The following is a 23,573-nucleotide window of genomic DNA, read 5'->3' as shown; positions in this document are numbered from 1 at the left end:
ATCGCCATACTGGCGACACCGGTAACGAGGTGACACGATGGACCTGCCCTTCAACGGCGCTATCACGAAATATCTGAAGGAGGACGCGCCCGGCCATGTGCGCAAGGCGATCGAGAAGGGCGGCGCGGGCTTCATCCCGTCGTCAAGCTATCCCTATGCCGAGCAGATGGGCAAGAAGGACTACGCCGCGCACATGGGCATCCTGCGGGTCGAGCTTGCCAAGCTCGAAGCCGACCTGCGCGCCACCGGCAAGCGGATCGTCATGCTGTTCGAGGGGCGCGACGCCGCCGGCAAGGGCGGCACGATCAAGGCGCTGACCGAAGACCTGAACCCGCGCACCTGCGCCGTCGTCGCGCTGCCCAAGCCGACCGAGCGCGAGACCGGCGAGTGGTATTTCCAGCGCTATGTCGAGCGTCTGCCCTCGGTCGGCGAGATGGCGCTGTTTGACCGCAGCTGGTACAACCGCGGCGTGGTCGAGAGGGTCTTCGGCTTCTGCACCGATACGCAGCGCGAGCATTTCTTCACCCAGTTGCCGCCGTTCGAGGCGATGCTGGTCGAGGAAGGGCTGGTGCTGATCAAGTTCTGGCTCTCGGTCGACCGCGCCGAGCAGCTCAATCGCTTTCTGGACCGCGAGAACGATCCGGTCAAGCAATGGAAGCTCAGCCAGATCGACGTCGACGGGCTGCGGCGCTGGGACGAATATACCACCGCCATCACCGACACGCTTACCCGCTCGCACCGGCCGGCGACGCCCTGGACGGTGATCCTGTCGGACGACAAGATGCGCGCCCGCATTGCCGCCGCCCAGACGATCCTGCGCAAGCTCGACTATCGCGGCAAGGACACGGTGGCGATCGGCGAGATCGACGCGACGATCTGCGGAGGCCCGGACCTTCTGCATGGCTAAGGCCGGCTACCACCACGGCAACCTGCGCCAGGCGCTGGTCGATGCGACGCTGCAGCTGATCACCGAAAAGGGGCCGCAGGGCTTTACCCTGTCCGAAGCGGCCAAGGCCGCAGGGGTGACGCCCGCCGCGGTCTACCGCCATTTCGCGGGCCGCGAAGACCTGATCGCCGAGGCTGCGCGGCAGGGCTACGAGATTTTTGCCAGCCTGATGGAATACGCCTACAACGACGGCAAACCCTCGGCGCTAGCCGCGTTCGAGGCGACCGGGCGCGCCTACCTCGCCTTTGCCCGCCGCTATCCGGGGCACTACATGGCGATGTTCGAAAGCGGGGTGTCGCTCAACGCCAACCCGGCGCTGGCGGCGGCGGCGATGCGGGCGCGCGGTGTGCTGGAACGGGCGGCGGCGAAGCTGTCGGAACATATCCCGCCGGAAAAGCGCCCGCCGCCCTCGATGTTCTCGGCGCACATCTGGGCGATGAGCCACGGCGTGGTGGAACTGTTCGCGCGCGGCGGCCCCGGCCTGCGCTCGCCCTTCCCGCCCGAGGAACTGCTGGAAGCCGGCATCGGCATCTACCTGCGCGGCCTCGGCCTGCTGCCGCCCGACCGCTGAGCCTAGAGAGAATTGCGTTCCATCTGACGCAAGGACATCAGAATTCGCCCAAACCTTGGGGCGAATTCTGATTCAAGATGAACGCAATTCGCTTTAGAGCGCCGCCAGCCAGGCCATCCGCGCCGCCAGATCGGGCGCGCCGAAGGCGAGCGAGCCGAGCACCACGGTTTCCGCCCCCGCCGCGCGCAGGATCGGCACCGTGGTGTCGCGGATGCCGCCATCCGCCGCCAGCACGATGCGCTTGCCGCAGCCTTCGATCAGCGCCGCCGCATGGCGCAGCCGGTCGCCCGCGGTGGGGTCCAGCCCCTGCCCCTTGACGCCGATCGCGGTGCCCAGCAGGGTCAGGAAATCGAGCCGGTCCAACCAGGGTTCCGCTGCCTCCACCGCCGTCTCGACGCGCAGCACCATGCCCGCCGCCAGCCCGTGCGCCGCGATCCGGTCCAGCCCCGGTTCCACCATCGCGCCGTTTTCCGCGTGCAGGCTGATCAGGTCGGCGCCCGCTTCGGCGAACTGGTCGATCTGGGCCAGCAGGATCGCGTCGGCCACCATCAGGTGCACATGGATCGGCAGCACCGTTTGCGCCCGCAGCCGCGCCACCAGATCGGGAAAGAACAGCAGCGCCGGGGCGAAATGCCCGTCGGCCACGTCGATGTGCAGCACGTCGGCATGGGGCGCGATGCGGGCCAGATCGTCGGCCAGCCGGATCAGGTCGGCCGACCACATCGAAAACTCGGCGATCAGCCGATTGCGCGGCAGGCGGTGGGTCCAGCCGGGGGCGGGGCGGGGCATGTCAGACCTCCTTGAGGAAAGCGGCGATGGCGGCGTGCAGCGCCGCAAGATGGGCGGGCTTGTCGCGGCCCTTGGGCGGCAGGTCGATGAACCGCGAGGCCGGAATCAGCGCGGCCAGACGGCGGGCCAGCGCCAGCGGGTGGATCGCATCCTCGGCCGTGCCGCAAACCAGCACGGGCAGGCGCAGCGCGCGCAGGTCGGCCTCGGTGATACCGGGGCCATCGGCGGAGATTGTGGTCAGCAGCCGCGCGGTGTCGTCCTGCGGCGCGCGGTCGAAAAAGCCCAGCAACGAGGCGAGGTTGTCGGGCGCCTCAGCCGCCAGCCGCCGCGCCGTGGCGCTGGCCGCGAAGGCCGCGCGCGCCTCGGCGGGCGGCAGGCACGCCAGCAAGGCCCCGACCTCGGCGTTCGGCGCCATGTTGGGCGGCGCGGGGTCCACCCCCCAGGCCGGGCGCACCAGGATCAGCGCGCGCACCAGATCGGGCCGCGTCACCGCCAGCCGCAGCGCAATCGCCGCGCCCATCGAGATGCCGCCGATCACCAGCGGCGGCGACAGCCCCTCGGCCAGCGCCGCCACATCAGCGGCGAAGATGGCCAGCGACACCGCGCCCATGTCCGACGCGCCCTGCCCCCGGCACTCCAGCGTCACCCTGCGGAAGCCCGGCACGGCGGGAAACGCCTCGGCCGTCTGCCCCGCATCGCCGCACAGGCCGTGCTGGAACACCACCGCCGCCCCCGCGCCGCCCGCGTCATGCACCGCCAGCCGCAAGCCGTCGCGGATCAGCCAGCCGGTGGGCGTCATGCCGTGAGACCGCGCAGGTAGGCCGCCACGCCCGGCGCCTCGGCCGCCGAAAGCCCGTGGGTGACCAGATCGCCGTCGAACCCCGCCGCGCGCAGGCAGCCGATGAAATGCGGGAAATCGACGACGCCCTGCCCCGCCGTGGCAAAGCCGCCATCGGCGGCGCGGTCCTTGGCATGGGCCATCGCGATGCGGTCGGCCAGAAGGTCCACCGCGCGGGCCACGATGTCGCGCCGTTCGGCGGGGGTCACCACTTCGGCCAGGTTCGCCGGGTCCAGCACGATCACCAGCGCCGGGCTGTGCAGCGTGTCGATCAGCCGCCGCGCCTTGGCCGCGCTGTCGATCACGTTGGCCAGTTCCGGCTCGATCCCCAGCGTCACGCCCCCCGCCTCGGCCAGCGCCGCGGCCTTGCCCATCTCGGCCAAAAGGTCGGCCCAGGCCTCGGGCGTGCCGTTGTCGGGGTGGGTGCGCCACTGGTCTGCCGCGTCGCGGGTGCCGGTGCAGAGCGTCACCATTCCCGCCCCCATCGCGGGCGCGGCGGCGATGATCGCGCCCAGCCGACGCAGCCCCTGGGCGCGCACGGCCGGATCAGGGTGGATCATGTTGTAGGTGCCCGACACGGCGGCCACCGCCACGCCGGTGGCGCGCGCCGCGTTTGCCACCGCGAAAGCGGTGGCCTCCTCGATCGCGTCCGGCATCGAGGGCAGGCCGGAACAGGCCATGTTGTACTGCACCGCCGCGTAACCCGCGCCCGCCGCCGCGCGCAGCACCGTCTGCGGATCGGCCCCCGGAAACGTCTTGGCGAAAATCCCCAGCCGCATCAGACCTCGCCCTCCGCCGCATCAAGCCGCACGGGTTGCCCCGACCGTGCCGATTGCGCGATGGCGACCATCGCGCGCACCGAGGCGATGCCGTCCTCCAGATCCGCGCCGGTCATCGGCGCGCCATACAGGATCACCTCGGAGAAGCCCTCCAACTGGCGGCGGTAGAAGTGGCCATCCGCCCCCAGCACCCGGCGCGAGCCGCCCTCGGCCTCGTGGAAGATGTCCACCTCGGAGGTTTTGTAATACCACGGGTTGTAGGTCTTGCCCAGGATCGAGCCGTTCGCGCCATAGATCTGGAACCCCTCGAACCAGTCCATCCGCACCGCAACGGTCAGGTCCAGATGGCCGAGCGTGCCATTGGCAAATTCCACATCCACGAACCAGCAGTGCATCCCGCCGCGGTTCGCGAGCCGCGCCTCCACCGCCACCAGCGGCCCGGCGAAATAGCGCGCGGTATCCACCAGATGGCTGCCGTGCGCCAGCATGTAATAGCGGTCGAGGTCGGCCTTGGGGTTGCCCGCGGGCTTCTTCACCCCGGCGCTGGTCACCATCAACGGCTGCACCGCGTCGGTCATCGCATAGCGGTGCGTGCTGTCGCAGTACCAGGCCTTCAGCGCCACCATCGGACCCATCTCGCCGTCGATGAAATCCTTCGCCGCCTGCAAGCCGGCGTCGAAACGCTTCATGTGTCCGACCTGCAACCGGCACCCGCTCGCGGCCAGCGGCGCGCGCAGCGACTCGGCGTCCTCGACCGCGGTTGCCAGCGGCTTTTCGCACAGCACATGCTTGCCCGCCTCCAGCGCCCGCCGCGCGGCCTCGATGTGGAAGGCGTCCGAGGTGGCGATGATCACCGCCTCAAGCTCGGGGTCGGCCAGCATCGCGTCGTAATCGGCAAAGCTGCGGCGCGGGGCGTGGGTGGCGGCCATGCGGGCGCGCAGATCGTCGGCCACGTCGCAGATCGCGTAAAGCTCGGCGTTGCGCGCCTTGGTGCAGCTTTCGAAATGCGCGGCCTGCGCGATCGGGCCGCAGCCCAGCACGCCGACGCGCAGCAGGCGGTCTTCCTTCTTCGGCATCTCAGCCTCCTGTTGCGGTGCGGTACCTGGTGACGACCTGCCCGACCATCCGACCCACGGCGCGGTCTGGCAAGGTGGCCGGATCGCCCGGTTCCACCAGCGCGCCCAACGCCTGCGCGACGAGGCCGGGCGCGGGGTTCGCGGCGCGCAGGTTGGCGCAGAGCCGATCCCACGCCTTCCGCACCGGGGGCACCGGCCAGTAATAGCGCACGCGGTCCGACAGGCCGTAAAGCATCTCCTCGGCCTCGCGCGGCCCCGGCGCGACATGGCCGCGCCATTGGGCCGGGGCGGCGCGCATCGCGGCCTGCAAGGTGGCGGTGAGGCGGGAGGGGTTCGCCACCTCCAGCGCCGCCTCGATCCGTTCGAGCGCGAAGGCGGCCTGACGAAAGGCGAAGGTGAGTTCCGGCCCGACCTTCAGGATGCGGAAATGGCCCGCGACCAGCACCGCCAGCGCCGGGCCGGTCTGGTAGTCGGTCGAATGCGCCTCGAACGTCGGCAGGCCGGGCAGCAGGGCGGAAAGGTCGGCGGCCTTGGCGGGGTCGAAGGCATAGACGTGATCGTTGCCGAAATCGACGCCGGGCTGGGTGACGACGCCGATCACCCGGTCAAAGGCGGCGGAAAGGCCGCGCGCCACGAAGGCCGCGCGGTGCAGGTCGAGCGTGCGGCGCACCGCCGCGGGGCGGGTCACGGCCAGCGTGTCGAGCCGTTCGGTCTCGCCGCCGGGCACCGGCACCTCGGTGCCGATCACATAGGCCAGCGGTCGGCCCGATGCCTCGGCCACCGCGCACAGGTCGGCGGCGCGGGCGGCCATCACCTCCTCGGCCAGCACACCGTCGTCGGCGCAGGCCATCGAGGCGTCGAGGTGGATCTTCTCGAACCCCGCCGCGACATAGGCCGCCACCATCGCGCGCGCCTTTGCCATCGCCTGCGCGGCGGGTTCGGCCTTCCAGGGGTTCGGGCCAAGGTGGTCGCCGCCCAGGATCAGGCGCGCCGGATCGACCTGAGCATCACCCGCCAAGGCCCTGACAAAGGCCACGAAATCGGCCGGGGTCATGCCGGTGTAGCCGCCGGTCTGGTTGACCTGATTGCAGGTCGCCTCGATCAGGATCGGCGCGTCATCGTCGCGGTAGCGGGCAAGGATCGCGGTCAGCGTGTCGGGGTGCGCGGTGCACCAAGACGGCAGGCCGCCCCCCGCCGCCAGATGGTCCACCAACCGACTCATGTCCGCCCCGCGAGGAAGGCGTCGATTTCGGCGCGGGTGCTGTTGCCCTCCATCGGGCCAAGCTTGCCCACGGCCAGCGCCCCCGCCGCGTTGGCGCGCGTCAGTGCGCCCGCAAGATCGTCGCCCAGCAGCAGGCAGGTCACCAGCGTGGCGCAGAAGCAATCGCCCGCGCCGGTCGGATCGACCACGTCAACCGGGTGGCCGGGGCGCGCGTGCTGGCCGACCGCATCGCGTGCGATGGCCCCGTCGGCGCCGCGCTTCAGCCCCACGACACGGGCGCCACGCGACAGCAACCAGGCCGACCAGTCGCCGAATGCCGCGCCCGGAAACAGCAGTGCCGCGTCGGCATCGCTGGGCAGGACGTAGTCGGCAAGGTCCAGCAGGTCGCGCGCCGCCGTCATGTAGCCCGCATCGGTCATCAGTTCGGTGCGGATGTTGGGGTCGAACGACACCGCCACGCCGCCCGCCTTCAGCGCGCGCACGATCGCCATCACCCGGCCCCGCATCCCCGGATCGCCGAGGGTGGAGCCCGAAACGTGGATCACCTGCGCCCCGGCCGCGCGGAACGCCGCCACCGCCGCGGCGCCGTCGGGGAACTGCGCGGCGGCGGACTGCGCGATGTTGAACACGAATTCGCGGCTGCCATCGGCGTTGTAGCTGACATGGGCGGTGCCGGTGGGCAGGTCCGGCACGGTGCGGATCAGCGTCTCCGACACGCCCGCGCCGGTCAGCCGCTGCCGCAGCACGGTGCCGAAGGCATCCTCCCCCACCGCGCCCGCAAACACCCCGCGCGCGCCGAGCCGGGCGGCCTGGTCGATGAAGATGCCGGGCGCACCGCTGGCGAAGGGGCCGACATAGGGCAAGGGGCGCAGGTTGTGGCCACCCGTTTCGGTGCAGATGAATTCCACCAGCAACTCGCCCAGGGAGGCCACGACCGCACCTGACACGATGCCGCCTCAGCCGCCGATCATCATCTTGATGACCTCGTCCTGGCTGGTCTCGCTGATCCGGCGCTGCCCGGCCTCGATCCCGCGCCGCAGCACCACGATGCGATCGGCCACCGCGAAGATGTCCTGCATGTTGTGCGAGATGAAGATCACGCCCCGGCCCTGCGCCTTGAGTTGCTTGATCAGCGCCAGCACCTTGCGCTGTTCGGGCACGCCAAGGGCGGCGGTCGGCTCGTCCATGATCAGGATCTGCGCGTTCCAGAACACCGCCCGGCCGATCGCCACCGCCTGCCGCTGCCCGCCCGAGAAGTTGCTGACCGGCGCCTCCAGCCGGTTGACGTGGAAATCCAGCAGCGCCATCGTTTCCTGCGCGGCCTTTGCCATCCTGGCGCGGTCGAGCACCGGCAGGAAGCCGAACAGCCGCCGCATCGGCTCGCGGCCCAGGAAGATGTTGCCGCCGATCGACAGGTTGTCGGCCAGCGACAGGTCCTGATAGATCGTCTCGATGCCCTGATCGCGGGCATCCTGCGGCGAGGCGAAGCTGACCGGATGCCCGCGCAGGATGATGTCGCCCGACGAGGGTTTGTAGACGCCCGAGATCGCCTTGATCAGCGTGGTCTTGCCCGCGCCGTTGTCACCCGCGAGCGCCACCACCTCGCCGGGGAAGACCTGCATCGACAGATCGCTGAGCGCCTGCACCGGGCCGAAGTTCTTCGACAGGTGCCGCACTTCCAGCAGGGGCCCTTGGTCACTCACTCTGCCGCCCTCCGCTGAAGCGCCGCTGCGCCTGGTCGATCAGGACCGAGATGATGATGACGATGCCGACGCTGATGAACTGCCAGAACGGCTCGACGTTGATGAAGACAAGGCCGTACTGGATCACGGCGATCACGAAGGCCCCCGCGACGGTGCCCAGGATGGTGCCCGAGCCGCCAAAGAGGCTGGCGCCGCCGATCACCACCGCGGCGACCGAGTCGAGCAGCAGGGGTTCGCCCGCCTGCGCCGCCCCGGCGCTGAACCGCGCGGAATAGAGCACACCCGCCAGCCCGGCGCAGGCCGCCGACAGGATGTAAAGCTTCAGCACATGGCCCTTGATGTCGATCCCCGCCCGCCGCGCCGCCTGTTCATTGGCGCCGATGGCGTAGTTGTGCTGGCCAAAGCGGGTCTGGCTGAGCAGGTAGTGCATGATCAGCACGAACACGGCGGTGATCAGCACCACATAGGGAATGCCCCAGATGCGGCCGTTGCCGATGGTGGCGAAGACCTCGTTGCCCACCGGCACCGTGGTGCCGCCCGCCACCAGGAAGGCCGCGCCGCGCGCCACGCCGTACATCCCCAGCGTGCCGATGAACGGCGGCACCCGCAGCCGCGACACCAGCAGGCCGTTCACCATCCCCGGCACCATCGCGATCGCCACCGCCACCAGCGTGCCGAACAGCGCGGCCCAGACCAGCCCCATCGAGCCGCCCGCCCAGTTGGTGACATGCGCCGCGACGACCGCCGCCAGCCCCATGATGAAGCCCATCGACAGGTCGATTCCGCCCGAGATGATGACGAAGGTCTGCCCCGTTGCCAGCAGCAGCGGCGCCACCGCGAAGATCGCGATCGACTGCACGTTGTAGGGGTTGGCGATGAAACTGCCGCCAAAGCTGAGCCGCGACCAGACCTCGAACCCGAGGATCAGCGCCGCGAGGAAGAGCCAGGCACGCAACTCGGCGATGCGCTGGGCGATGCTCAGCGGGCGCTCGGCATGGTCAGCCGGGGGCGCGACGGCGCTGGCCGTGCTGCCGGGGGGCTGGGAAGATGTCATTGAAGGCCCTCGAAACCGGGAATGTCTTGGCCCCTGGGTGCTTGGCAACCGCAGGGTCAGGCGAAACGGCGGCCCCGGCGTTGCGCCGGAGCCGCCGCTGTCACGCGGATCAGTTCGAGTAGATGTACTTCGCCACGTTCGGGTCGGCGACGTTCGCCTTGTCGATCACGGTGAAGCCGGTGCCGATCGCAACCGGGATCGAGTTGCCGGTCAGGTGGGCATAGGCCGAGACCACGCCGTAATAGCCGATTTCGGCCGGGTGCTGGGCGATCGCCACGTCGACGAGGCCCGAGTTGATGTTGTCGACGATCGAGGTCGGCGCGTCGAAGGCGACGACCCGGATCTTGCCGGTCTGCCCGGCCTGCTTGACGCCGTTCGCGGCGCCGAGCGCCGAGAACAGGTTGGCGCCGAACACGCCCTTGAGGTCGGCGTTGCGCGCCAGCACGCCCTGCAACTGCGAGGCGGCCTTGTTGGCGTCGTCGTCGTTGAACTGGGTCTCAAGCACGGTGATCTTCGGGAACTCGTTCTTCATCGCCTCCTTGAAGCCTTCCTCGCGCTGGTCGGTCGTCGAGATGCCGGGCTTCACGTTCGAGACATAGACCTTGCCCTCGCCGCCGATCGCGTTGGCCAGCGCCCGCGCCGCGATCTCGCCGCCCAGCACGTTGTCGGACGCGATGTAGGACAGCGGGAAGTCGGCATCGCCCGCGCCGGTCTGGTAGTGGCCGGTGCCGATGAAGGTATCGACGGTGATCACCGGAATGCCGGCGTCGGCGGCCTTCTTCAGCGGCTGCACCAGTTGGACCTTGTCGGTCGGCGCGATCAGGATCGCGTCGGGATGGCGCGCGATCACGGCATCAAGCACCGGAACCTGCGTCACCGGGTTGAAGTCGGGCGCGCCCTGGAACACCAGCGTGACGCCCAGCGCATCGGCCGCGGCCTGCGCGCCCTTGCGCATGGTGATGTAGAACGCGTCGGTGGTCAGGCCCGGAATCAGGGCGATGGTGAATTTCTTGGCGTCGGCATGGGCGGGGCTGACAATCGGCCCGATGCTCAGAACGCTCGACAGCGCGACGACCGCGGCTGTCCCGAAAAATATGCGGCGCTTCATCCTAAACTCCTCCCGATGAGGCCCCGCCCGCTCGCTTCGGATCGGTACGGCGGCCTCGGTTTACGTGCGACAACTACACGGCGAGACCGTCGTCGCGTCAAGGAAATTCTTTGCTGAAATAGATTTCAGGCTTCGGGTGCAGGCTTCCACCCGGCGGATTGCCCGTCGAGCAGGTCGAGCATGACCTCGGCGGTGCGCACGTCCGTGACCACCGCATTCACCATCCGGGCGCGGGCCGCGCCGATGATCGAGCCCGCCTTCGCCTCGTCCGCAGCCACCCCGATCGACAGGCGCGCCCGGCGCAACTGGTCGGGCGAGACCGCAATCATGCGGTCCTCGCCCTCCCAATGGATAATCCGTCCGGCCGAGTCGAAATAGTGCCGGATCACGTCGCCCTGCGAGGTGAGCAGCGATTGCTCGCTCGCCGTGGCCACGCTGGCCTCGGGGGGGTTGAGCATGTGTGGCAGCCCGATCCCCACCACCGCGACGTCGATCCGGTCCCACAGCGCGACGGTGTCGCGAATCGCCGGGTCGGCCAGGAAGCTCAGCCGCGCGTCGGCGGCGGGCAGGTAGGGCGCGTGCAGGAAATGCGGCGTGCCCTGCATCTGGTCGGCGGCGATGCGCACGAATTCGTTGATCTGGAAGTGCGGCGCCTGTTGCTGCATCCCCCCCGTCGCGGGCACCACGACGACGCCCGGCAAGGGCGGCAACCCGGCCTCGATCACCGCGCGGATGGTGCGACCCCAGCCGATGGCCAGCACCGAGCCCGGCCCCAGCCCCTCGGCCTTCAGCATCGCCGCCAGGGGATTAACCAAAAGCGCCAGCGCCCCGATCGCGGGCGCATCGACCACCGCCACCCGCCGCAGCCCGAGCCGGTGCGCCAACCGCGCGCCAAGCGCATCCGGCGCCACAGGGTCGCGCACCTCGATGCGCACGATCCCCTCGGCCCGCGCGCGCTGCAACAGCCGCGAGATCGTCGCGGTCGACAGGCCAAGCTGGCGCGCGATCTGCACCTGAGGCAGGTCGGCCTCGTAATGCAGCTTGGCGACGGTGTAGAGCATTGCCCGCGTTTCGCCGACAGCCGAGGCGTCTTGATCAGACAGTTGCAATTCCTTTCTGCAACGTGTTACAGCGATCTTCAGGTGAGGTTATCGCGCAATCGTCCAAATCTGACAACTGCGATCTGTCGGACAGCGGGCGGCAAGCCGGGGCCTTTCCGCCCTGCCCGCATCCGGGCACCCCAGGGAGGGTTCGATGACGCGCATGACCACCGCCGAACGGCGCGGCTATCAGCAGATCTGCGGCGATGACGGGGCGATGATGGTGATCGCCTGCGACCAGCGCGGCGGCATGCGGCAGTTGCTGGCCACCACACCCGAGGCGCAGGTCGCGATCTCCAACGACGTGCTGGGCGACACCAAGATCGACATCGCGCGCGATCTGGCCCGCCATGCCTCCTGCGTGCTGATCGACCCGCTTTGCGCGGTGCCGCGGATCATCGACGGCGGCTTCCTGCACCGCACCACGGCGCTGCTGATCGGGCTGGACGCCTCGGGCTGGGATCTGTCGCCCGAGGGCTACCGGCTGTCGAAGCTGGTCCCCGGCATCACCGCGCGCCGGGTGCGCGAGATGGGCGCGACGGGCGGCAAGATCATGGTCTACCTGCGCTCCGACACCCCCGCCGCCAACACCCACAACATCGCGATCCTGCAGGCCTGCCTCGCCGATTTCGCGGCGGAAGACCTGCTGCTGGTGGTCGAGTTCCTGACCTATGCCCTCGATGGCGAGGCGAAGGAGGATTACGCGGCCAAGGTGCCGTCGCTGATCGAGGGCGGCTCGCGGATCTGCCTCGATCTGGGCTCCAAGGTGCTGAAGATCCCGTTTCCCGGCACCGCCGCAGCCTGCGCCAATGTCACCGCGATGGCGGGGGATGTGCCGTGGGCGGTGCTGTCGGCGGGGGTCGATCACGCGACCTTCCTCGGTCAGGTCGAGATCGCGATGGCCAACGGCGCCTCGGGTGTGATCGCCGGGCGGTCGCTGTGGAAAGACTGCATCTCGCTCGACCGGGCGGTGCAGCGGCAACGGCTGCAAAGCATCGCGGTGCCGCGGCTGCGCGAGATTCAGGCGGTGATCGCCCGCCACCGGCCGACTGCGGCCTGAGATGGCCGCCGCGATCGGCATCGACATCGGCGGCACGCATATCCGCGCGGCGCTGGTGTCGGCGGCGGGCGACATCCTGGCCCGGCAGGCGCTGGCCAGTTCGCGCGACCCCGCCGTGGTGCGCGACCGCTGCCTGGCGCTGATCGCCGCGTTGCGCACGCCCGAGGTGACGGCGCTCGGCATCGGCGTGCCCGGTCAGGTGATCGCCGCCGACCGCCGCATCCTGTCGGGCGGCTATGTCGACCTGTCCGGCACCGATTTCCTCGCTGCGATGGAGGCCGCGACCGGCCTGCCGGTGGTGGTGGAGAATGACGCCACCATGGCCCTGCTGGGCGAGGCCGGGCGCGGTGCCGCGACCGGCGCGCGCAACGTGGTGATGCTGACCATCGGCACCGGCATCGGCGGCGCGATCCTGGACGGCGGCCTTGTGCTGCGCGGCCGCGGCACCGCCGGGCAGCTTGGCCACCTGCCGGTGGAGGCGCCGGGGCGGCCTTGCGTCTGCGGGCGGGCGGGCTGCGTCGAAACCGTCAGTTCCGGCACCGCCTTCGGGGTGCATCTGGCCGAGGCGGGGCTGCCCCCCGGCACCAGGGCGCAAGACCTGCTGACCCGCCCGGATGACCCCGTGGCGCGCGCCGTGATCCTCGCCTGGGCCGCACCCTTGCGGCGCGCCATCGACGCGCTGATCGCCACCTGCGCGCCCGATCTGGTGGTGCTGGGCGGTGGCGCCGGGGCGGCGGCGGTCGCCGCGCTGGCCACCGTGCCGCCGCGCGCCTCGTGGTTCGACGCGCCGGTGGTGGCGGCCCGCCTCGGCGATGACGCGGGCATGATCGGCGCCGCGCTGGCCGCCCTGCCCCGGCCGCGGCCCAAGCGCGCGGTGCTGGTGAACGGCGTGCCCGCCAGCGGCAAGAGCACCGTCACCGCCGCGCTCGCCCGCGCCACCGGCTGGCCGGTGCTGACGCTCGACACGATCAAGGACCCGTTTCTGGCCGAACTGCCGCCCGGCGACCGGCTGTTCAACCGCAGCCTCGGCCGCGCGAGCTACGCCGCGATGTTCGATCTGATGCGCGACGCGGCGCCGGGGGCGAGTTTCATCCTCGACGCCTGGTTCGGCTTTCAGCCGCCCGAGGTGCTGGCGGCGGGCCTCGCCCGCGCCGGGATCACCGAGACGCTGGAGCTTTGGTGCACCGCCCCGCCGGAAACCATCGGCGCGCGCTACGCCGCCCGCGTCGATAGCCGCGCGCCGGGGCATCCGGGGCACGACTATGTGCCCGAACTGATCGCGCTGGCCGCCCGTGCGCGCCCCACCGGGCGCGGCCCGGTGCTGGAGATCGACACCACCCACCCGCCCGACGCGGCCCGCGTGATCGGCTGGATCGCCGCGCACTGGCCCGATGCCTTGCTGCGGGCGCAAAATTGACCGCGGCGCGGCGAGGGCTTACGCAGGGCTGAGGCTTACGCAGAGCTGACCGCCCGAACCGCAGGAGTAGCCATGAAGACCGCCCGCCTGAACCGCCTCTTTGCACCGTCGGGCAACTGTTTCGACGTGGCGATCGACCACGGCATGTTCAACGAGGGCGGCTTTCTGGGCGGCATCGAGAACATGCGCGCCGCCATCGCCACCATCGCCGCCGCCGCGCCCGACGCGATCCAGTTGCCGCCCGGCACCGCGCCGATGCTGCAGGCGATCCCCGGCAAGGCGCGCCCCGCGCTGGTGCTTCGCACCGATGTCGCCAACGTCTACGGCACGCCCTTTCCGCGGGCGCTGTTCTCGGAGGTGATCGACCGCCCGGTGGAACAGGGGCTGGTGCTCGATGCCGCCTGCGTGGTGGTGAACCTTCTGCTGCTGCCCGGCCAGCCCGAAATTCACCGCGACTGCATCCGCAACATCAACAAGCTGAAACGCGAGTGTGAAATCTACGGCATGCCGCTGATGGTGGAGCCGCTGGTGATGCAGGACAACGCCAAGGGCGGCTACATGGTGGATGGCAACCTGTCGCTGATCCTGCCGCTGGTGCGGCAGGCGGCGGAACTGGGCGCCGACATCATCAAGGCCGACCCCTGCGACGAGGTGGCCGAATACCACCGCGTGATCGAGATCGCGCAGGGGTTGCCCGTGCTGGTGCGCGGCGGCGGGCGGGTCAGCGACGCCGAAATCCTCGCCCGCACCGCCGCGCTGATGGCGCAGGGGGCGCGCGGCATCGTCTATGGCCGCAACGTGATCCAGCACCCCAACCCGGCGGGGATGACCCGCGCGCTGATGGCCGTGGTGCACGAGGGCGCCAGCCCCGAGGCGGCGCTGGCCCTGCTGACGGGGGCCGCGTGATGCGCGAGATCGGCTTCGGCATCATCGGTTGTGGCCTCATGGGCCGCGAATTCGCCAGCGCCGCCGCGCGCTGGATGCACCTGAACGCGCCGCGCGCGAAGCCGAAGATCGTCGCCGTCTGCGATACCAACCCCGCGCTGATGGACTGGTTCACCGGCCACCTTGGCGATGTTCAGGCGGTGACGGATTACCGTGCGCTGCTGGCCAACCCGGCCGTCGAGGCGGTCTATTGCGCCGTCCCGCATGTGCTGCACGCCGAGATCTATCCGGCCATCCTCGCCGCCGGAAAGCACCTGCTGGGCGAAAAGCCGTTCGGGATGGACCGCGCGCAGAACGCCACCATCAGCGCCGCCATCGCCGCGCATCCCGGCCTGCTGGTGCGCTGTTCGTCGGAAATGCCGTTCTACCCCGGCGCGCAGAAGGTGCTGGCGTTTGTCCGCTCGGGCGCCATTGGCGACATCATCGAGGTGGAGGCGGCGTTTCTGCATTCGTCCGACATCAACCCGGAAAAGCCGCTGAACTGGAAGCGCATGGCTTCCGTCAACGGCGCCTATGGCTGCATGGGCGATCTGGGCATGCATGTGCTGCATGTGCCGCTGCGACTGGGCTGGCGACCGACCTCGGTGCAGGCGAGCCTCGTCAAGCGCGTCACCACGCGGCCAGACGGCAAGGGCGGCTCGGTCCCTTGCGACACCTGGGACAACGCCACCCTCAACGCGACGGCTCCGGCGCCGGGCGGGGCCTTCCCGCTGGTGCTGAAGACCTGGCGCATCGCGCCCGGCGAGGCGAACACCTGGTCGATCCGTGTGCTGGGCATGTCGGGCAGCGCCAGCTTCACCACCAAGTCGCCGCGCCAATGGCAGTTCATGACCTACCGCCCCGGTGGCACCCAGGCCTGGCAGGTGGAAGACCTCGGCTACACCCCGATCTTCCCCACCATTACCGGCGGGATTTTCGAGTTCGGCTTCACCGACGCGATCCAGCAGATGTGGGCGGCCTATGTCGATGAACTGGCGGGCGGCGATGCGCGCGGCTTTCCCTGCGTGACGCCGCAGGAGGCCGCCGACCACCACGCCATCCTGACCGCCGCGCTGACGGCGGGCACCGAAAACCGCATCGTCACCGTCGATTATGAGGCCCGCCCATGAAACGATCCCGCATCAACCGCGCCATCGCCGAGGCGCGGGCGCTGGCCGCCGCCTACCGCTTTGCCCTGCCCGACTGGGCGACGTGGACGCTGGCCGACCACCGCGCCAACGCCGGGCAATCGGCGTTCCTCGCCCACCGCCAGATCGGCTGGGACGTGACCGACTTCGGCGCGGGCCGCTTCGAGTCGCGCGGCCTGACGCTGTTGTGCATCCGCAACGGCCTTCAGGGCGTGGCGGCCGAGCGGCCCTATGCCGAAAAGCTGCTGATCGTCGGCGAGGATCAGGAAACCCCGTTCCACTGCCACAAGGTCAAGCTGGAAGACATCATCGTGCGCGGCGGCGGCAACCTGATGGTGGAGTTCACCCGCGAGGGCAGCCTGATGGACCTTGCGGGCGAGGCGCGGGTGGACGGCCGCCTGGTGGACCCGTTCGGCGGGGCGATCCGGCTGACGGCGGGGCAAAGCATCACCATTCCGCGCGGGCTGCAGCACCGGTTCTGGGGCGAGGCGGGCACCGGCACCGTGTTTGGCGCCGAGGTCAGCCAGTGCAACGACGACCTGCATGACAACTTCTTCCTCGAACCCCTTGGCCGGTTTGCCGAAATCGACGAGGACGAAGACGCTACCCTGCCGCTGTGGAACGAGGTGCCAAGGGGATGAGCGGCGTCGTCTGCGCGGGCAACTGGATCGTGGACATCGTTCACACCATCGACGCCTGGCCGGGCAAGAGCGAGCTGGCAATCATCCGCGACGAGACGACCGGGGTCGGCGGTGGCGCGGCCAACGTGGCGCTCGACCTTGCCGCCTTCGCGACCGGGCTGGCGATCCACCCGGTCGGGCTGCTGGGCACCGATCTGCACGGCCAGACGGTGCGCACGGCCTGCGCGGCGGCGGGGCTGGACACGCGCTGGTTGGCGCAGACCGACGCGGCACCGACTGCCCATACCCATGTGATGAACGTCCCCAGCGACAGCCGCACCTTCTTTTATCATCCGGGCACCAATGACCTGCTGGCCGAAGCTCATGTTCCGCTCGAGGCGCTGGCGGCGACCGGCGCGCGGATCTTCTACCTGGGCTATCTGAACCTGATGGGCGGGCTGGACCGGGTGGACGATGCCAGGGGCACCGGCGCGGCGCGGCTGCTGGCGCGCGCGCGGGCGGCCGGGATGGTGACCTGCGTGGACCTGGTATCCGCCAACACGGCCGCGTTCCGCCAGACGGTGGCGGCAGCGCTGCCGCACATCGACCACCTGTTCCTGAACGAGATCGAGGCCGCGCGCGCCTCGGGCCTGCCCGTTGCCGGCGCCGACGACCGCGCCGGGCTGCTGGCCGCCGCGCAGGCGCTGCGGGCGGGCGGCGCGGGCACGGTGGTGCTGCACACGGCAGGGTTTTCGCTCTGGCTCGGGGCGGATGGGCCGCACTGGGCCGAGGCGACGCCGATCGACCCGGCGCGGTTCGTCAGCGCGCTGGGGGCGGGCGACGCGTTCTGCGCGGGAGTGATCTTCGGGCTGCACCACGGCTGGGGCGTGGCCGATTGCCTGCGTCTGGGCCACCGCGCCGCCGCCGCCTGCCTGACCGGCGCGACGGCGACCGAGGGGCTGCGCCCGCTGGCGGAGCTGATGCCCGATCATCCGCCGCTGCGCCGATGACCGCGCGCACCCTGACATGGGACGGCGGCGCGGCAACGATGGAGCCGCTTGGCGGCATGGTCGCGCCCTTGCGGCTGCGCCTGCCCGATGGGCGGTGGGTGGAGCCGCTGTCGATCGCGCCCTGGGCGGGCGAGGCGCTGCCGCCCGACGCGCCAGGCATCCTGCGCGGTCTGCGCGGTGATTTCCCCTGCGTGCCGTTTGGCACTGGCGATGCGGGGCCGCTGGCGCCGCGCTGGGCCGGGGTTCCCCACGCCCCCGAGGGCCCGCCGCACGGCGCGGCGGCGAATGGCAACTGGCAGGTCACCGCGGCGGCGGATCACCTGTCAGCGCGGTTCGAGGGGCCCGGCGACGGGCCGGTGGCGGCGTTGGAACAGGAACTGCGCCCCGCCGGGCCGGGCCGGGTCGCGTTGGAGCTGACGATCCACCCGCGCCGCGATTGCCGCCTGCCGCTGGCGCTGCACCCGATCTTCCGGCTATCGGCGACCCCCGGCGGCACGCGGCTGGACCCCGGCGCGCCGGGGCCGGTCTGGACCCACCCGACCGAGGCGGGCGAAGACCCCTGCCCGCTGGCGCCCGACTCGGTCGCGCCCGATCTGGCGCACCTGCCCGGCCGGGACGGGGGCACGCTGGACTTCAGCCACCTGCCGCTGTCCCAGCCTGCCGAATCGCGGCTGCTGATCCCGCACGCCTCCGGGCGGTTCACGCTGCACCACGCGCCCGAGGGCTGGTCGGTCACGCTGGAATGGGACCGGGCGATCCTGCCCTCGGTGATGCTCTGGGTGTCGAACCGGGGGCGCACGGCGCCGCCGTGGAACGGTCGCCACCTCGCGCTGGGGGTCGAGCCCTGCGCGGCGGCCTTCGACCTTGGCACCGCCGCCTCGGTTGGGCAAACGCCGCTGTCGCGGGCGGGGGTGGCCACGGCAGTGGCGCTGACGGCGGGCCAGCCGCTGGTGATCCGCCATACGATCGCCGTTGCCGCCTGACCGCAGCGCCCGGCACAGGGTCGCGGTTCAGACCTTCCGCGCCGCGACCGCCGCGCGCCAGGAGCTTGCGTAGGCCCGCATGCCCTCACGCTGCGCGTTTGGCCCGGACGCGGGCTCGGGTTCGGCAACGCCGGTCGGGCCGTCGAACAGCATCGACGCGCCGATGCTGGTTCCGGTGCGCGAGGCGGATGCCGCCACCGGTCGGCCGACGGCAGCCGCCAGCATCCGGAGAAACGCGGGGTTCGCGGCAAAGGGCCCCTCGACCAGGATCGGGCCGTCGGCGCCGGTGATCGACAGGCATTCCGCCGTCATCAGCGCGAGGTAGAAGGACAGCGCGGCGGCGCGAACCGCCTCGCCGATTTCGGTGTCTGGCGTCCAGGCCATGCGGTGGCCACGGAACGGGCCCGAGCCGGGCTCGACGGCGGGCAACAGCATGACGCCGCGCGCCAGCGCCTCGGCCACGCCCGCAGCACCGGGCGGCGCGTCTCGGCCCGCGCGGATGATCTCGTATTCGCGCCCGCCCATGAAGCGGGCCGAGGGCACCGGGTCGCCGAGGGCGTTCACGTTGATCAGCGTGTCGCGGCGTTCGTCAAGCGTGACCGGCAGGCCACCCACGGCCATCGTGACGACCCAGGTGCCGGTCGACACCACGGAAAATGGTGGTCTGCGGCCGAGAAGATGCGGCACCAGCGAGGCATTGGAATCGTGGATGCCGCAGACCACCGGTGTTGCCGGGTCCAGCCCGGTGCGCGCCGCGATCTGCGGCAGGATCGGGCCGAGGATGTCACCCGGTCGCCGCGGCGGCGCGATCCGCCCGGTCAGGCCAAGCCGATCGACGAGGGTCGAAAAGCCCCCGGCGGCCGGGTTCCACAGATCGGTGTGGCACCCCAGCGAAGTGACATCGGTCGCGGCGACGCCGGTCAGCCGGTGGCCCCAGTATTGCGGCCAAGTGACCACCGCCGCCACCCGGTCGCGCAGGCCCGGATCGACGGCGAACTGCCAGTGCAGTTGCGCGCCGAGGTTCAGCCCCAGCGCCAGCCGCGGCGAGCCGGTTTCCGCGAAAGCCGGGCGGATCGCGTCGTAGGCGGCGCGGGTCTCATCGGGCCCCGGATGTTCGTAATCCAGCACCGGCGCGGCCAGCGTCCCGTCGGCGGCCAGCAGCGCCGCGCAGGCGCCGTGGGTGGTGATGGAAATGGCATCCACCCGGTGCCGGGCGTGAAACTCAGCCAGCGCGCCCAGCAGGAACGCCCAGATCGCCTCGGTGTCGAACTGCGGCCAGGGCGGGCCGGGCAGCACCCGGTTCGGCTGCGTCACCACGGCAATCTCGCGCAAGCTCGCGCGATCCACCAGCGCGAGCTTGGCGTTGGTCTTGCCGATGTCGATGACGGCGATGTGGTGCGGCGCGGTCATGGCATGTGGAACATCGGGATCAGCGGCACCGCCACCGGTTCAGTGTCGGGCTTCACCTCCATCAGGTCGGCCATCTGCGCCCACCAGCGGCGCATCACCGGATGCGCGGGCAGCGTGTCCATGCCGTGATCCGCCCGCCGCCAGAGCACGCCGAACAGCAGGTTCGTCTCGCGGTCCAGATGGATCGAGTAATCGCTGACCCCCGCCGCTTGCAGCAGCGCGACCAGTTCGGGCCAGATCGCATCGTGGCGGCGGCGATACTCATCCTCCATCCCCGGATTCAAACGCATCCGGAAGGCGTATTTCTCCATCGTCATCTCCGCGGCCTGAGCTTGGCCCAAAGCCGGGGCAGCGCGATCACCCCGATCAGCAAGAGCCCGATGAAGATCGACATCACGATCCCCGGCACGTTCAAGAGGCCGAAACCGAAGGTGACCAGCCCCATCACCAGCGCCGCCAGCACCACCCCCGGAATGGTGCCTGATCCGCCCAGAATGTTGATGCCGCCCAGCACGACCATCGTCACCACCTCCAGTTCCGTGCCCAATCCGATCGAGGGGCGGGTGGAGCCCAGCCGCGAGGTCAGGCAGATCGCGGCGATGCCCGACATCACGCCGGTCAGCAGGAACAGGATGAACTTCACCCGCCCGACCCGGATGCCGGAAAACATCGCCGCCACCGGGTTGTTGCCGATCGCATAGATCGCGCGGCCGAAGTTGGTGCGGTGCAGAAGGATGCCAAAGCCCAGCGCCGCCACCGCGAACAGCGCCAGTTCGAACGAGAACACCCACCAGACATAGCCCTGCCCGAAGAAGGCAAAGCTGGCCGGGTAGCCGTTATAGGCCTTGTCGCCCAGCACGATGTAGCTGATGCCGCGAAACAGGCTCATCGTGCCGATCGTCACCACGATCGAGGGCAGCCCCATCCCCGCCACCAGCATGCCGTTGAACGCGCCGCAGGCGAGCCCGACGACGATGCCGATCGCCACCAGTTCCGGCGTTCCGGCGCCCAGCGTCACCGCGAAGCCCATCGCCGTCGAGGCGAGCGCCATGATCGAGGCGACCGACAGGTCGATCTCGCCCGCGATGATCAGCAGGGCCATCGCGAAGGCGATCATCGCCTTTTCGGTGAAGTTGTAGGTGGCGTCGCTCAAGCTCCAGGGATCGAGGAAATAGGGCGAGGCGAAGCTGTTGACGGCGAAAATCGCCGCCGCGACCAGAAACAGCAGCACCTCCCAGCGTTTCAGCGCGCGCGACAGCGGGCTGGTCAGGCGGTCCGGGATGTGTCGGCCGTGCGGGGTTTCGGACAGGCTCATGCCACATGCTCCGCCGATTTGAGGATGACGCGGCCCTTGGTGCGGCCCTGACTGGCATTGACCGCGATCGCCAGGATGATCGCCGTGCCCGAAATGGCCATCTGCCAGAACGGCGAGATGCCGATCACCGGCAGCGCGTTCTTGATGACGCCCAGGAACAGCGCCCCCAGCACCGCGCCGCCTACCGACCCGGCGCCGCCCGCGATCGAGATGCCGCCGATCACGCAGGCGGCCACCACGTCCAGTTCGAACCCGCCCGCGATATCGACATAGGCCACCGCATAGCGCGCGACCCAGAGATAGCCCGTCAGCCCGGCCAGCGCGCCCGAGATCACGAAGGCCAGGAACCTCGTGCGCCCGACGTTGATGCCGGTGTAGACGGCGGCATGCGGGTTGCCGCCCACCGCAAAGAAGCTGCGCCCCAGTGGCGTGCGCCCGATCAGCACGGCAAAGACCGCCACCACCACGATCGCAATCCACGACAGCACCGGCAGACCGAGGACATCGGCGCGCGGGAAGGATTTGAACGCCGCGCTCATTTCCTGATCGTTGATCCATTTGCCGCCGGAAATCAGGAAGATGACGCCGCGATAGATCGTCATCGTGCCCAGCGTCACCACGATCGGCGGAATGTCGAGCCTCCAGACCAGCAGGCCGTTCACCGCGCCCAGCCCGGCGCCGAGCAGGATCACCAGCGGGATGATCGCCGCCAGCGGCACCCCGGCGACATTCAGCATCGCCGCCACCATGCCACAGAGCGCGAGCGTGGCGGCGATTGACAGGTCGATGCACTTGGTCAGGATCACCGCCATCTGCGCCAGTGCGAGGATGATCAGCGCCGAGGTGTCGTTGAACACATTGGCCAGATTGGCGGACGCCACGAAGGCCGGAAACCGCACCGCGATCAGCGCGATCATCACGAGGATCGCCAGCGCCAGTTGCGCCTCGCGCGAGGTCGTCAGGCGGCTCATGCGGCCACCCCGGTGGCGTCGGCAAGCCCGGCCGCGGCGCGCACCAGCCGTTCGGGCGTCATGCGGTCCTTGCCGAACTCGGCCACCATCCGCCCTTCGCGCATCACGATCACCCGGTCCGACATGCCCAGCACCTCGGGGATCTCCGAACTGACCATGATCACCGCCAGCCCCTGTGCCGCCAGTTCCGCCATGAACACATGCACCGCCGCTTTTGACCCGATGTCGATCCCCTTGGTCGGCTCGTCGAGGATGATCACGCGCGGCTTCATCGCCAGCCATTTCGCGATCACCACCTTCTGCTGGTTGCCGCCCGACAGCAGCGCCACATCCTGATCGAGCGACGCGGCGCGCAGGTCCAGCCGTTCAGTGTACTCGCGAGTCAGTGCAAACTCCCGCGCCAGCCGCAGGAAGCCGTGGCGCGAGGTGCGGCGCAGCGAGGGCAGCGTCACGTTCTGATAGATCGGCAGGCCCTTGACCGCGCCCTGCCGCCCGCGATCCTCGGGAACATAGACGATGCCCTGCGCGATCGCCTCGGCGGTGGAGCGGATCACCACGACCCGGTCGCCCAGACGGCAGGCGCCCTTCGACGGTCGGGTGATGCCGAACAGGGCTTGCATGAACTCCGACCGCCCCGCGCCGACCAGACCGTAAAAGCCAAGGATTTCGCCTTGGTGCAGGGTGAAGTTGATGTCCTCGAACTCGGTCGGATGGCTATAGCCCGCGACCGTCAGCACCGGCGCGCCAAGGCTGTGATGGCGCTTGGGGAAGATCTGATCGACCGGGCGGCCGACCATCATCTGCACCAGCTGGCCCTCGGTCACATCGCGCATGTGCCCCGCGCCCACCAGTTCGCCATCGCGGAACACCGTCCAGCGGTCGGCGATGCGGAAGATTTCGTTGAACTTGTGGCTGATGAACAGGATCGCCTTGCCCTCGGCCTTCAGCCGGGCGACCAGATCGTAAAGCTCCTCGATCTCCTTGTAGGACAGCGCGGCGGTGGGCTCGTCCATGATCACCACGCGGGCGTCGATCGACAGCGCGCGGGCGATGGCGACGAGGTGCTTGTTGGCGATGCCCAGATCGCGCAGCCGGATCGCCGGGTCCAGATCGGCGCCGATCCGCGCCAGCAGTGCGCGCGCCTCGCGCACCATCGCCGCACGGTCGATCAGGCCGAACCGGGTGCGCGGCGCATGGCCCAGAAAAATGTTCTCGGCCACCGTCAACTCGTCAAACAGCACGGTTTCCTGATGGATCGCGGTCACCCCGGCCTCCGCCGCGGCCGAAGCCGTCGGAAACCGCGTCTCGACGCCATCGACAGCGATCGTGCCGGCGTCGGGCTGATAGATGCCGGTCAGGATCTTCACCATCGTCGATTTCCCGGCCCCGTTCTCGCCCACCAGCGCCGTCACCTCGCCGGCGTGAAGCTCCAGCGACACGCCGGACAGGGCGCGCACACCGGGGAAGGATTTGGAAATGCCCGATAGCCGAAGCACCGGCGGTTCCGGGTGAAGGGAAGGCGCTTGCAT

Annotated in this window: 24 protein-coding genes; 9 read left to right on the top strand and 15 right to left on the bottom strand. The window is 70.0% G+C overall.

What is annotated here, in order from left to right; all coding sequences use genetic code 11:
• The first annotated feature begins 37 nt into the window (after window positions 1-37).
• Window positions 38-907 (top strand): polyphosphate kinase 2, encoded by an 870-nt coding sequence (ppk2, locus tag AC11WY_RS03335; protein WP_482922511.1) that lies wholly within the window; start codon window positions 38-40, stop codon window positions 905-907.
• A complete protein-coding gene (locus AC11WY_RS03330; RefSeq protein WP_482922509.1) occupies window positions 900-1,517 on the top strand; it encodes a TetR/AcrR family transcriptional regulator in 618 nt (205 codons plus the stop codon). The genes ppk2 and AC11WY_RS03330 overlap by 8 nt, the downstream gene beginning before the upstream one ends.
• A 93-nt stretch (window positions 1,518-1,610) precedes the next feature.
• Here the strand turns inward: AC11WY_RS03330 and AC11WY_RS03325 are convergent, their stop codons facing one another.
• From AC11WY_RS03325 to AC11WY_RS03280, 10 genes are all read right to left on the bottom strand, one after another.
• On the bottom strand, window positions 1,611-2,306 hold the full coding sequence (locus AC11WY_RS03325; RefSeq protein ID WP_482922507.1) for a ribulose-phosphate 3-epimerase: 696 nt from the start codon (window positions 2,304-2,306) through the stop codon (window positions 1,611-1,613).
• Between the two features lies 1 nt (window position 2,307).
• Window positions 2,308-3,105 carry an alpha/beta fold hydrolase gene (locus AC11WY_RS03320; protein WP_482922505.1) on the bottom strand — a complete coding sequence of 266 codons (798 nt, stop codon included), beginning with the start codon at window positions 3,103-3,105 and terminating at the stop codon, window positions 2,308-2,310.
• A complete protein-coding gene (locus tag AC11WY_RS03315) occupies window positions 3,102-3,923 on the bottom strand; it encodes a sugar phosphate isomerase/epimerase family protein (protein WP_482922503.1) in 822 nt (273 codons plus the stop codon). The genes AC11WY_RS03320 and AC11WY_RS03315 overlap by 4 nt, the downstream gene beginning before the upstream one ends.
• Window positions 3,923-4,999 carry a Gfo/Idh/MocA family protein gene (locus AC11WY_RS03310; protein WP_482922501.1) on the bottom strand — a complete coding sequence of 359 codons (1,077 nt, stop codon included), beginning with the start codon at window positions 4,997-4,999 and terminating at the stop codon, window positions 3,923-3,925. The genes AC11WY_RS03315 and AC11WY_RS03310 overlap by 1 nt, the downstream gene beginning before the upstream one ends.
• Window position 5,000: 1 nt before the next feature.
• Complete coding sequence (locus tag AC11WY_RS03305; protein WP_482922499.1) at window positions 5,001-6,221, bottom strand: class II D-tagatose-bisphosphate aldolase non-catalytic subunit; 1,221 nt, start codon at window positions 6,219-6,221, stop codon at window positions 5,001-5,003.
• Entirely contained in the window at window positions 6,218-7,168 is a 951-nt protein-coding gene (locus tag AC11WY_RS03300; protein ID WP_482922497.1) for a carbohydrate kinase family protein, read from the bottom strand. The genes AC11WY_RS03305 and AC11WY_RS03300 overlap by 4 nt, the downstream gene beginning before the upstream one ends.
• 9 nt (window positions 7,169-7,177) lie before the next feature.
• Window positions 7,178-7,924, bottom strand: coding sequence for an ATP-binding cassette domain-containing protein (locus tag AC11WY_RS03295; RefSeq protein ID WP_482922495.1), 747 nt, complete (start codon window positions 7,922-7,924; stop codon window positions 7,178-7,180).
• Window positions 7,917-8,978, bottom strand: coding sequence for an ABC transporter permease subunit (locus AC11WY_RS03290; RefSeq protein WP_482922493.1), 1,062 nt, complete (start codon window positions 8,976-8,978; stop codon window positions 7,917-7,919). The genes AC11WY_RS03295 and AC11WY_RS03290 overlap by 8 nt, the downstream gene beginning before the upstream one ends.
• 109 nt (window positions 8,979-9,087) lie before the next feature.
• Window positions 9,088-10,086, bottom strand: coding sequence for an ABC transporter substrate-binding protein (locus AC11WY_RS03285; protein ID WP_482922491.1), 999 nt, complete (start codon window positions 10,084-10,086; stop codon window positions 9,088-9,090).
• A gap of 125 nt (window positions 10,087-10,211) precedes the next feature.
• Window positions 10,212-11,147, bottom strand: a complete 936-nt coding sequence (locus tag AC11WY_RS03280) for a sugar-binding transcriptional regulator (protein WP_482922489.1) — start codon at window positions 11,145-11,147, stop codon at window positions 10,212-10,214.
• A gap of 193 nt (window positions 11,148-11,340) precedes the next feature.
• Here AC11WY_RS03280 and AC11WY_RS03275 point away from each other — a divergent pair, with 193 nt between their 5' ends.
• From AC11WY_RS03275 to AC11WY_RS03245, 7 genes are all read left to right on the top strand, one after another.
• Complete coding sequence (locus tag AC11WY_RS03275; protein WP_482922487.1) at window positions 11,341-12,246, top strand: tagatose-bisphosphate aldolase; 906 nt, start codon at window positions 11,341-11,343, stop codon at window positions 12,244-12,246.
• Window position 12,247: 1 nt separating this feature from the next.
• The gene (locus AC11WY_RS03270; RefSeq protein WP_482922485.1) at window positions 12,248-13,663 is read left to right on the top strand and encodes an ROK family protein; all 1,416 of its coding nucleotides are present in this window, start codon (window positions 12,248-12,250) and stop codon (window positions 13,661-13,663) included.
• A gap of 72 nt (window positions 13,664-13,735) precedes the next feature.
• The gene (locus AC11WY_RS03265) at window positions 13,736-14,569 is read left to right on the top strand and encodes a class I fructose-bisphosphate aldolase (RefSeq protein WP_482922483.1); all 834 of its coding nucleotides are present in this window, start codon (window positions 13,736-13,738) and stop codon (window positions 14,567-14,569) included.
• Window positions 14,569-15,717, top strand: a complete 1,149-nt coding sequence (locus tag AC11WY_RS03260) for a Gfo/Idh/MocA family protein (RefSeq protein ID WP_482922481.1) — start codon at window positions 14,569-14,571, stop codon at window positions 15,715-15,717. Before AC11WY_RS03265 ends, AC11WY_RS03260 begins: the two co-directional genes overlap by 1 nt.
• Window positions 15,714-16,376, top strand: coding sequence for a D-lyxose/D-mannose family sugar isomerase (locus AC11WY_RS03255; RefSeq protein WP_482922479.1), 663 nt, complete (start codon window positions 15,714-15,716; stop codon window positions 16,374-16,376). Before AC11WY_RS03260 ends, AC11WY_RS03255 begins: the two co-directional genes overlap by 4 nt.
• Window positions 16,373-17,365, top strand: coding sequence for a carbohydrate kinase family protein (locus AC11WY_RS03250; protein WP_482922477.1), 993 nt, complete (start codon window positions 16,373-16,375; stop codon window positions 17,363-17,365). The genes AC11WY_RS03255 and AC11WY_RS03250 overlap by 4 nt, the downstream gene beginning before the upstream one ends.
• The gene (locus AC11WY_RS03245; protein WP_482922475.1) at window positions 17,362-18,348 is read left to right on the top strand and encodes an aldose epimerase family protein; all 987 of its coding nucleotides are present in this window, start codon (window positions 17,362-17,364) and stop codon (window positions 18,346-18,348) included. Before AC11WY_RS03250 ends, AC11WY_RS03245 begins: the two co-directional genes overlap by 4 nt.
• A gap of 27 nt (window positions 18,349-18,375) precedes the next feature.
• Here the strand turns inward: AC11WY_RS03245 and AC11WY_RS03240 are convergent, their stop codons facing one another.
• The 5 genes from AC11WY_RS03240 to AC11WY_RS03220 are packed head-to-tail and all read right to left on the bottom strand — an operon-like array spanning window position 18,376 to window position 23,573.
• A complete protein-coding gene (locus tag AC11WY_RS03240; protein ID WP_482922473.1) occupies window positions 18,376-19,758 on the bottom strand; it encodes an FGGY-family carbohydrate kinase in 1,383 nt (460 codons plus the stop codon).
• Window positions 19,755-20,069 carry an L-rhamnose mutarotase gene (locus AC11WY_RS03235; protein WP_482922471.1) on the bottom strand — a complete coding sequence of 105 codons (315 nt, stop codon included), beginning with the start codon at window positions 20,067-20,069 and terminating at the stop codon, window positions 19,755-19,757. The genes AC11WY_RS03240 and AC11WY_RS03235 overlap by 4 nt, the downstream gene beginning before the upstream one ends.
• A gap of 2 nt (window positions 20,070-20,071) precedes the next feature.
• Window positions 20,072-21,073: an ABC transporter permease gene (locus AC11WY_RS03230; protein WP_482922469.1), complete on the bottom strand. Its 1,002-nt coding sequence runs from the start codon at window positions 21,071-21,073 to the stop codon at window positions 20,072-20,074.
• Window positions 21,070-22,044: an ABC transporter permease gene (locus tag AC11WY_RS03225; protein WP_482922467.1), complete on the bottom strand. Its 975-nt coding sequence runs from the start codon at window positions 22,042-22,044 to the stop codon at window positions 21,070-21,072. The genes AC11WY_RS03230 and AC11WY_RS03225 overlap by 4 nt, the downstream gene beginning before the upstream one ends.
• Window positions 22,041-23,573 carry a sugar ABC transporter ATP-binding protein gene (locus AC11WY_RS03220; RefSeq protein WP_482922465.1) on the bottom strand — a complete coding sequence of 511 codons (1,533 nt, stop codon included), beginning with the start codon at window positions 23,571-23,573 and terminating at the stop codon, window positions 22,041-22,043. The genes AC11WY_RS03225 and AC11WY_RS03220 overlap by 4 nt, the downstream gene beginning before the upstream one ends.

The organism is Solirhodobacter sp., assembly GCF_964715405.1.
This window is presented reverse-complemented; position numbering and strand designations above follow the sequence as displayed.

Coding starts and splice junctions, on each gene's coding strand:
- AC11WY_RS03290 (WP_482922493.1), bottom strand. CDS start 8,978: ATGACATCTTCCCAGCCCCCCGGCAGCACGGCCAGCGCCGTCGCGCCC.
- AC11WY_RS03285 (WP_482922491.1), bottom strand. CDS start 10,086: ATGAAGCGCCGCATATTTTTCGGGACAGCCGCGGTCGTCGCGCTGTCG.
- AC11WY_RS03225 (WP_482922467.1), bottom strand. CDS start 22,044: ATGAGCCGCCTGACGACCTCGCGCGAGGCGCAACTGGCGCTGGCGATC.
- AC11WY_RS03325 (WP_482922507.1), bottom strand. CDS start 2,306: ATGCCCCGCCCCGCCCCCGGCTGGACCCACCGCCTGCCGCGCAATCGG.
- AC11WY_RS03230 (WP_482922469.1), bottom strand. CDS start 21,073: ATGAGCCTGTCCGAAACCCCGCACGGCCGACACATCCCGGACCGCCTG.
- AC11WY_RS03235 (WP_482922471.1), bottom strand. CDS start 20,069: ATGGAGAAATACGCCTTCCGGATGCGTTTGAATCCGGGGATGGAGGAT.
- AC11WY_RS03275 (WP_482922487.1), top strand. CDS start 11,341: ATGACGCGCATGACCACCGCCGAACGGCGCGGCTATCAGCAGATCTGC.
- AC11WY_RS03310 (WP_482922501.1), bottom strand. CDS start 4,999: ATGCCGAAGAAGGAAGACCGCCTGCTGCGCGTCGGCGTGCTGGGCTGC.
- AC11WY_RS03245 (WP_482922475.1), top strand. CDS start 17,362: ATGACCGCGCGCACCCTGACATGGGACGGCGGCGCGGCAACGATGGAG.
- AC11WY_RS03265 (WP_482922483.1), top strand. CDS start 13,736: ATGAAGACCGCCCGCCTGAACCGCCTCTTTGCACCGTCGGGCAACTGT.
- ppk2 (WP_482922511.1), top strand. CDS start 38: ATGGACCTGCCCTTCAACGGCGCTATCACGAAATATCTGAAGGAGGAC.
- AC11WY_RS03270 (WP_482922485.1), top strand. CDS start 12,248: ATGGCCGCCGCGATCGGCATCGACATCGGCGGCACGCATATCCGCGCG.
- AC11WY_RS03280 (WP_482922489.1), bottom strand. CDS start 11,147: ATGCTCTACACCGTCGCCAAGCTGCATTACGAGGCCGACCTGCCTCAG.
- AC11WY_RS03255 (WP_482922479.1), top strand. CDS start 15,714: ATGAAACGATCCCGCATCAACCGCGCCATCGCCGAGGCGCGGGCGCTG.
- AC11WY_RS03260 (WP_482922481.1), top strand. CDS start 14,569: ATGCGCGAGATCGGCTTCGGCATCATCGGTTGTGGCCTCATGGGCCGC.
- AC11WY_RS03240 (WP_482922473.1), bottom strand. CDS start 19,758: ATGACCGCGCCGCACCACATCGCCGTCATCGACATCGGCAAGACCAAC.
- AC11WY_RS03250 (WP_482922477.1), top strand. CDS start 16,373: ATGAGCGGCGTCGTCTGCGCGGGCAACTGGATCGTGGACATCGTTCAC.
- AC11WY_RS03305 (WP_482922499.1), bottom strand. CDS start 6,221: ATGAGTCGGTTGGTGGACCATCTGGCGGCGGGGGGCGGCCTGCCGTCT.
- AC11WY_RS03315 (WP_482922503.1), bottom strand. CDS start 3,923: ATGCGGCTGGGGATTTTCGCCAAGACGTTTCCGGGGGCCGATCCGCAG.
- AC11WY_RS03330 (WP_482922509.1), top strand. CDS start 900: ATGGCTAAGGCCGGCTACCACCACGGCAACCTGCGCCAGGCGCTGGTC.
- AC11WY_RS03320 (WP_482922505.1), bottom strand. CDS start 3,105: ATGACGCCCACCGGCTGGCTGATCCGCGACGGCTTGCGGCTGGCGGTG.
- AC11WY_RS03220 (WP_482922465.1), bottom strand. CDS start 23,573: ATGCAAGCGCCTTCCCTTCACCCGGAACCGCCGGTGCTTCGGCTATCG.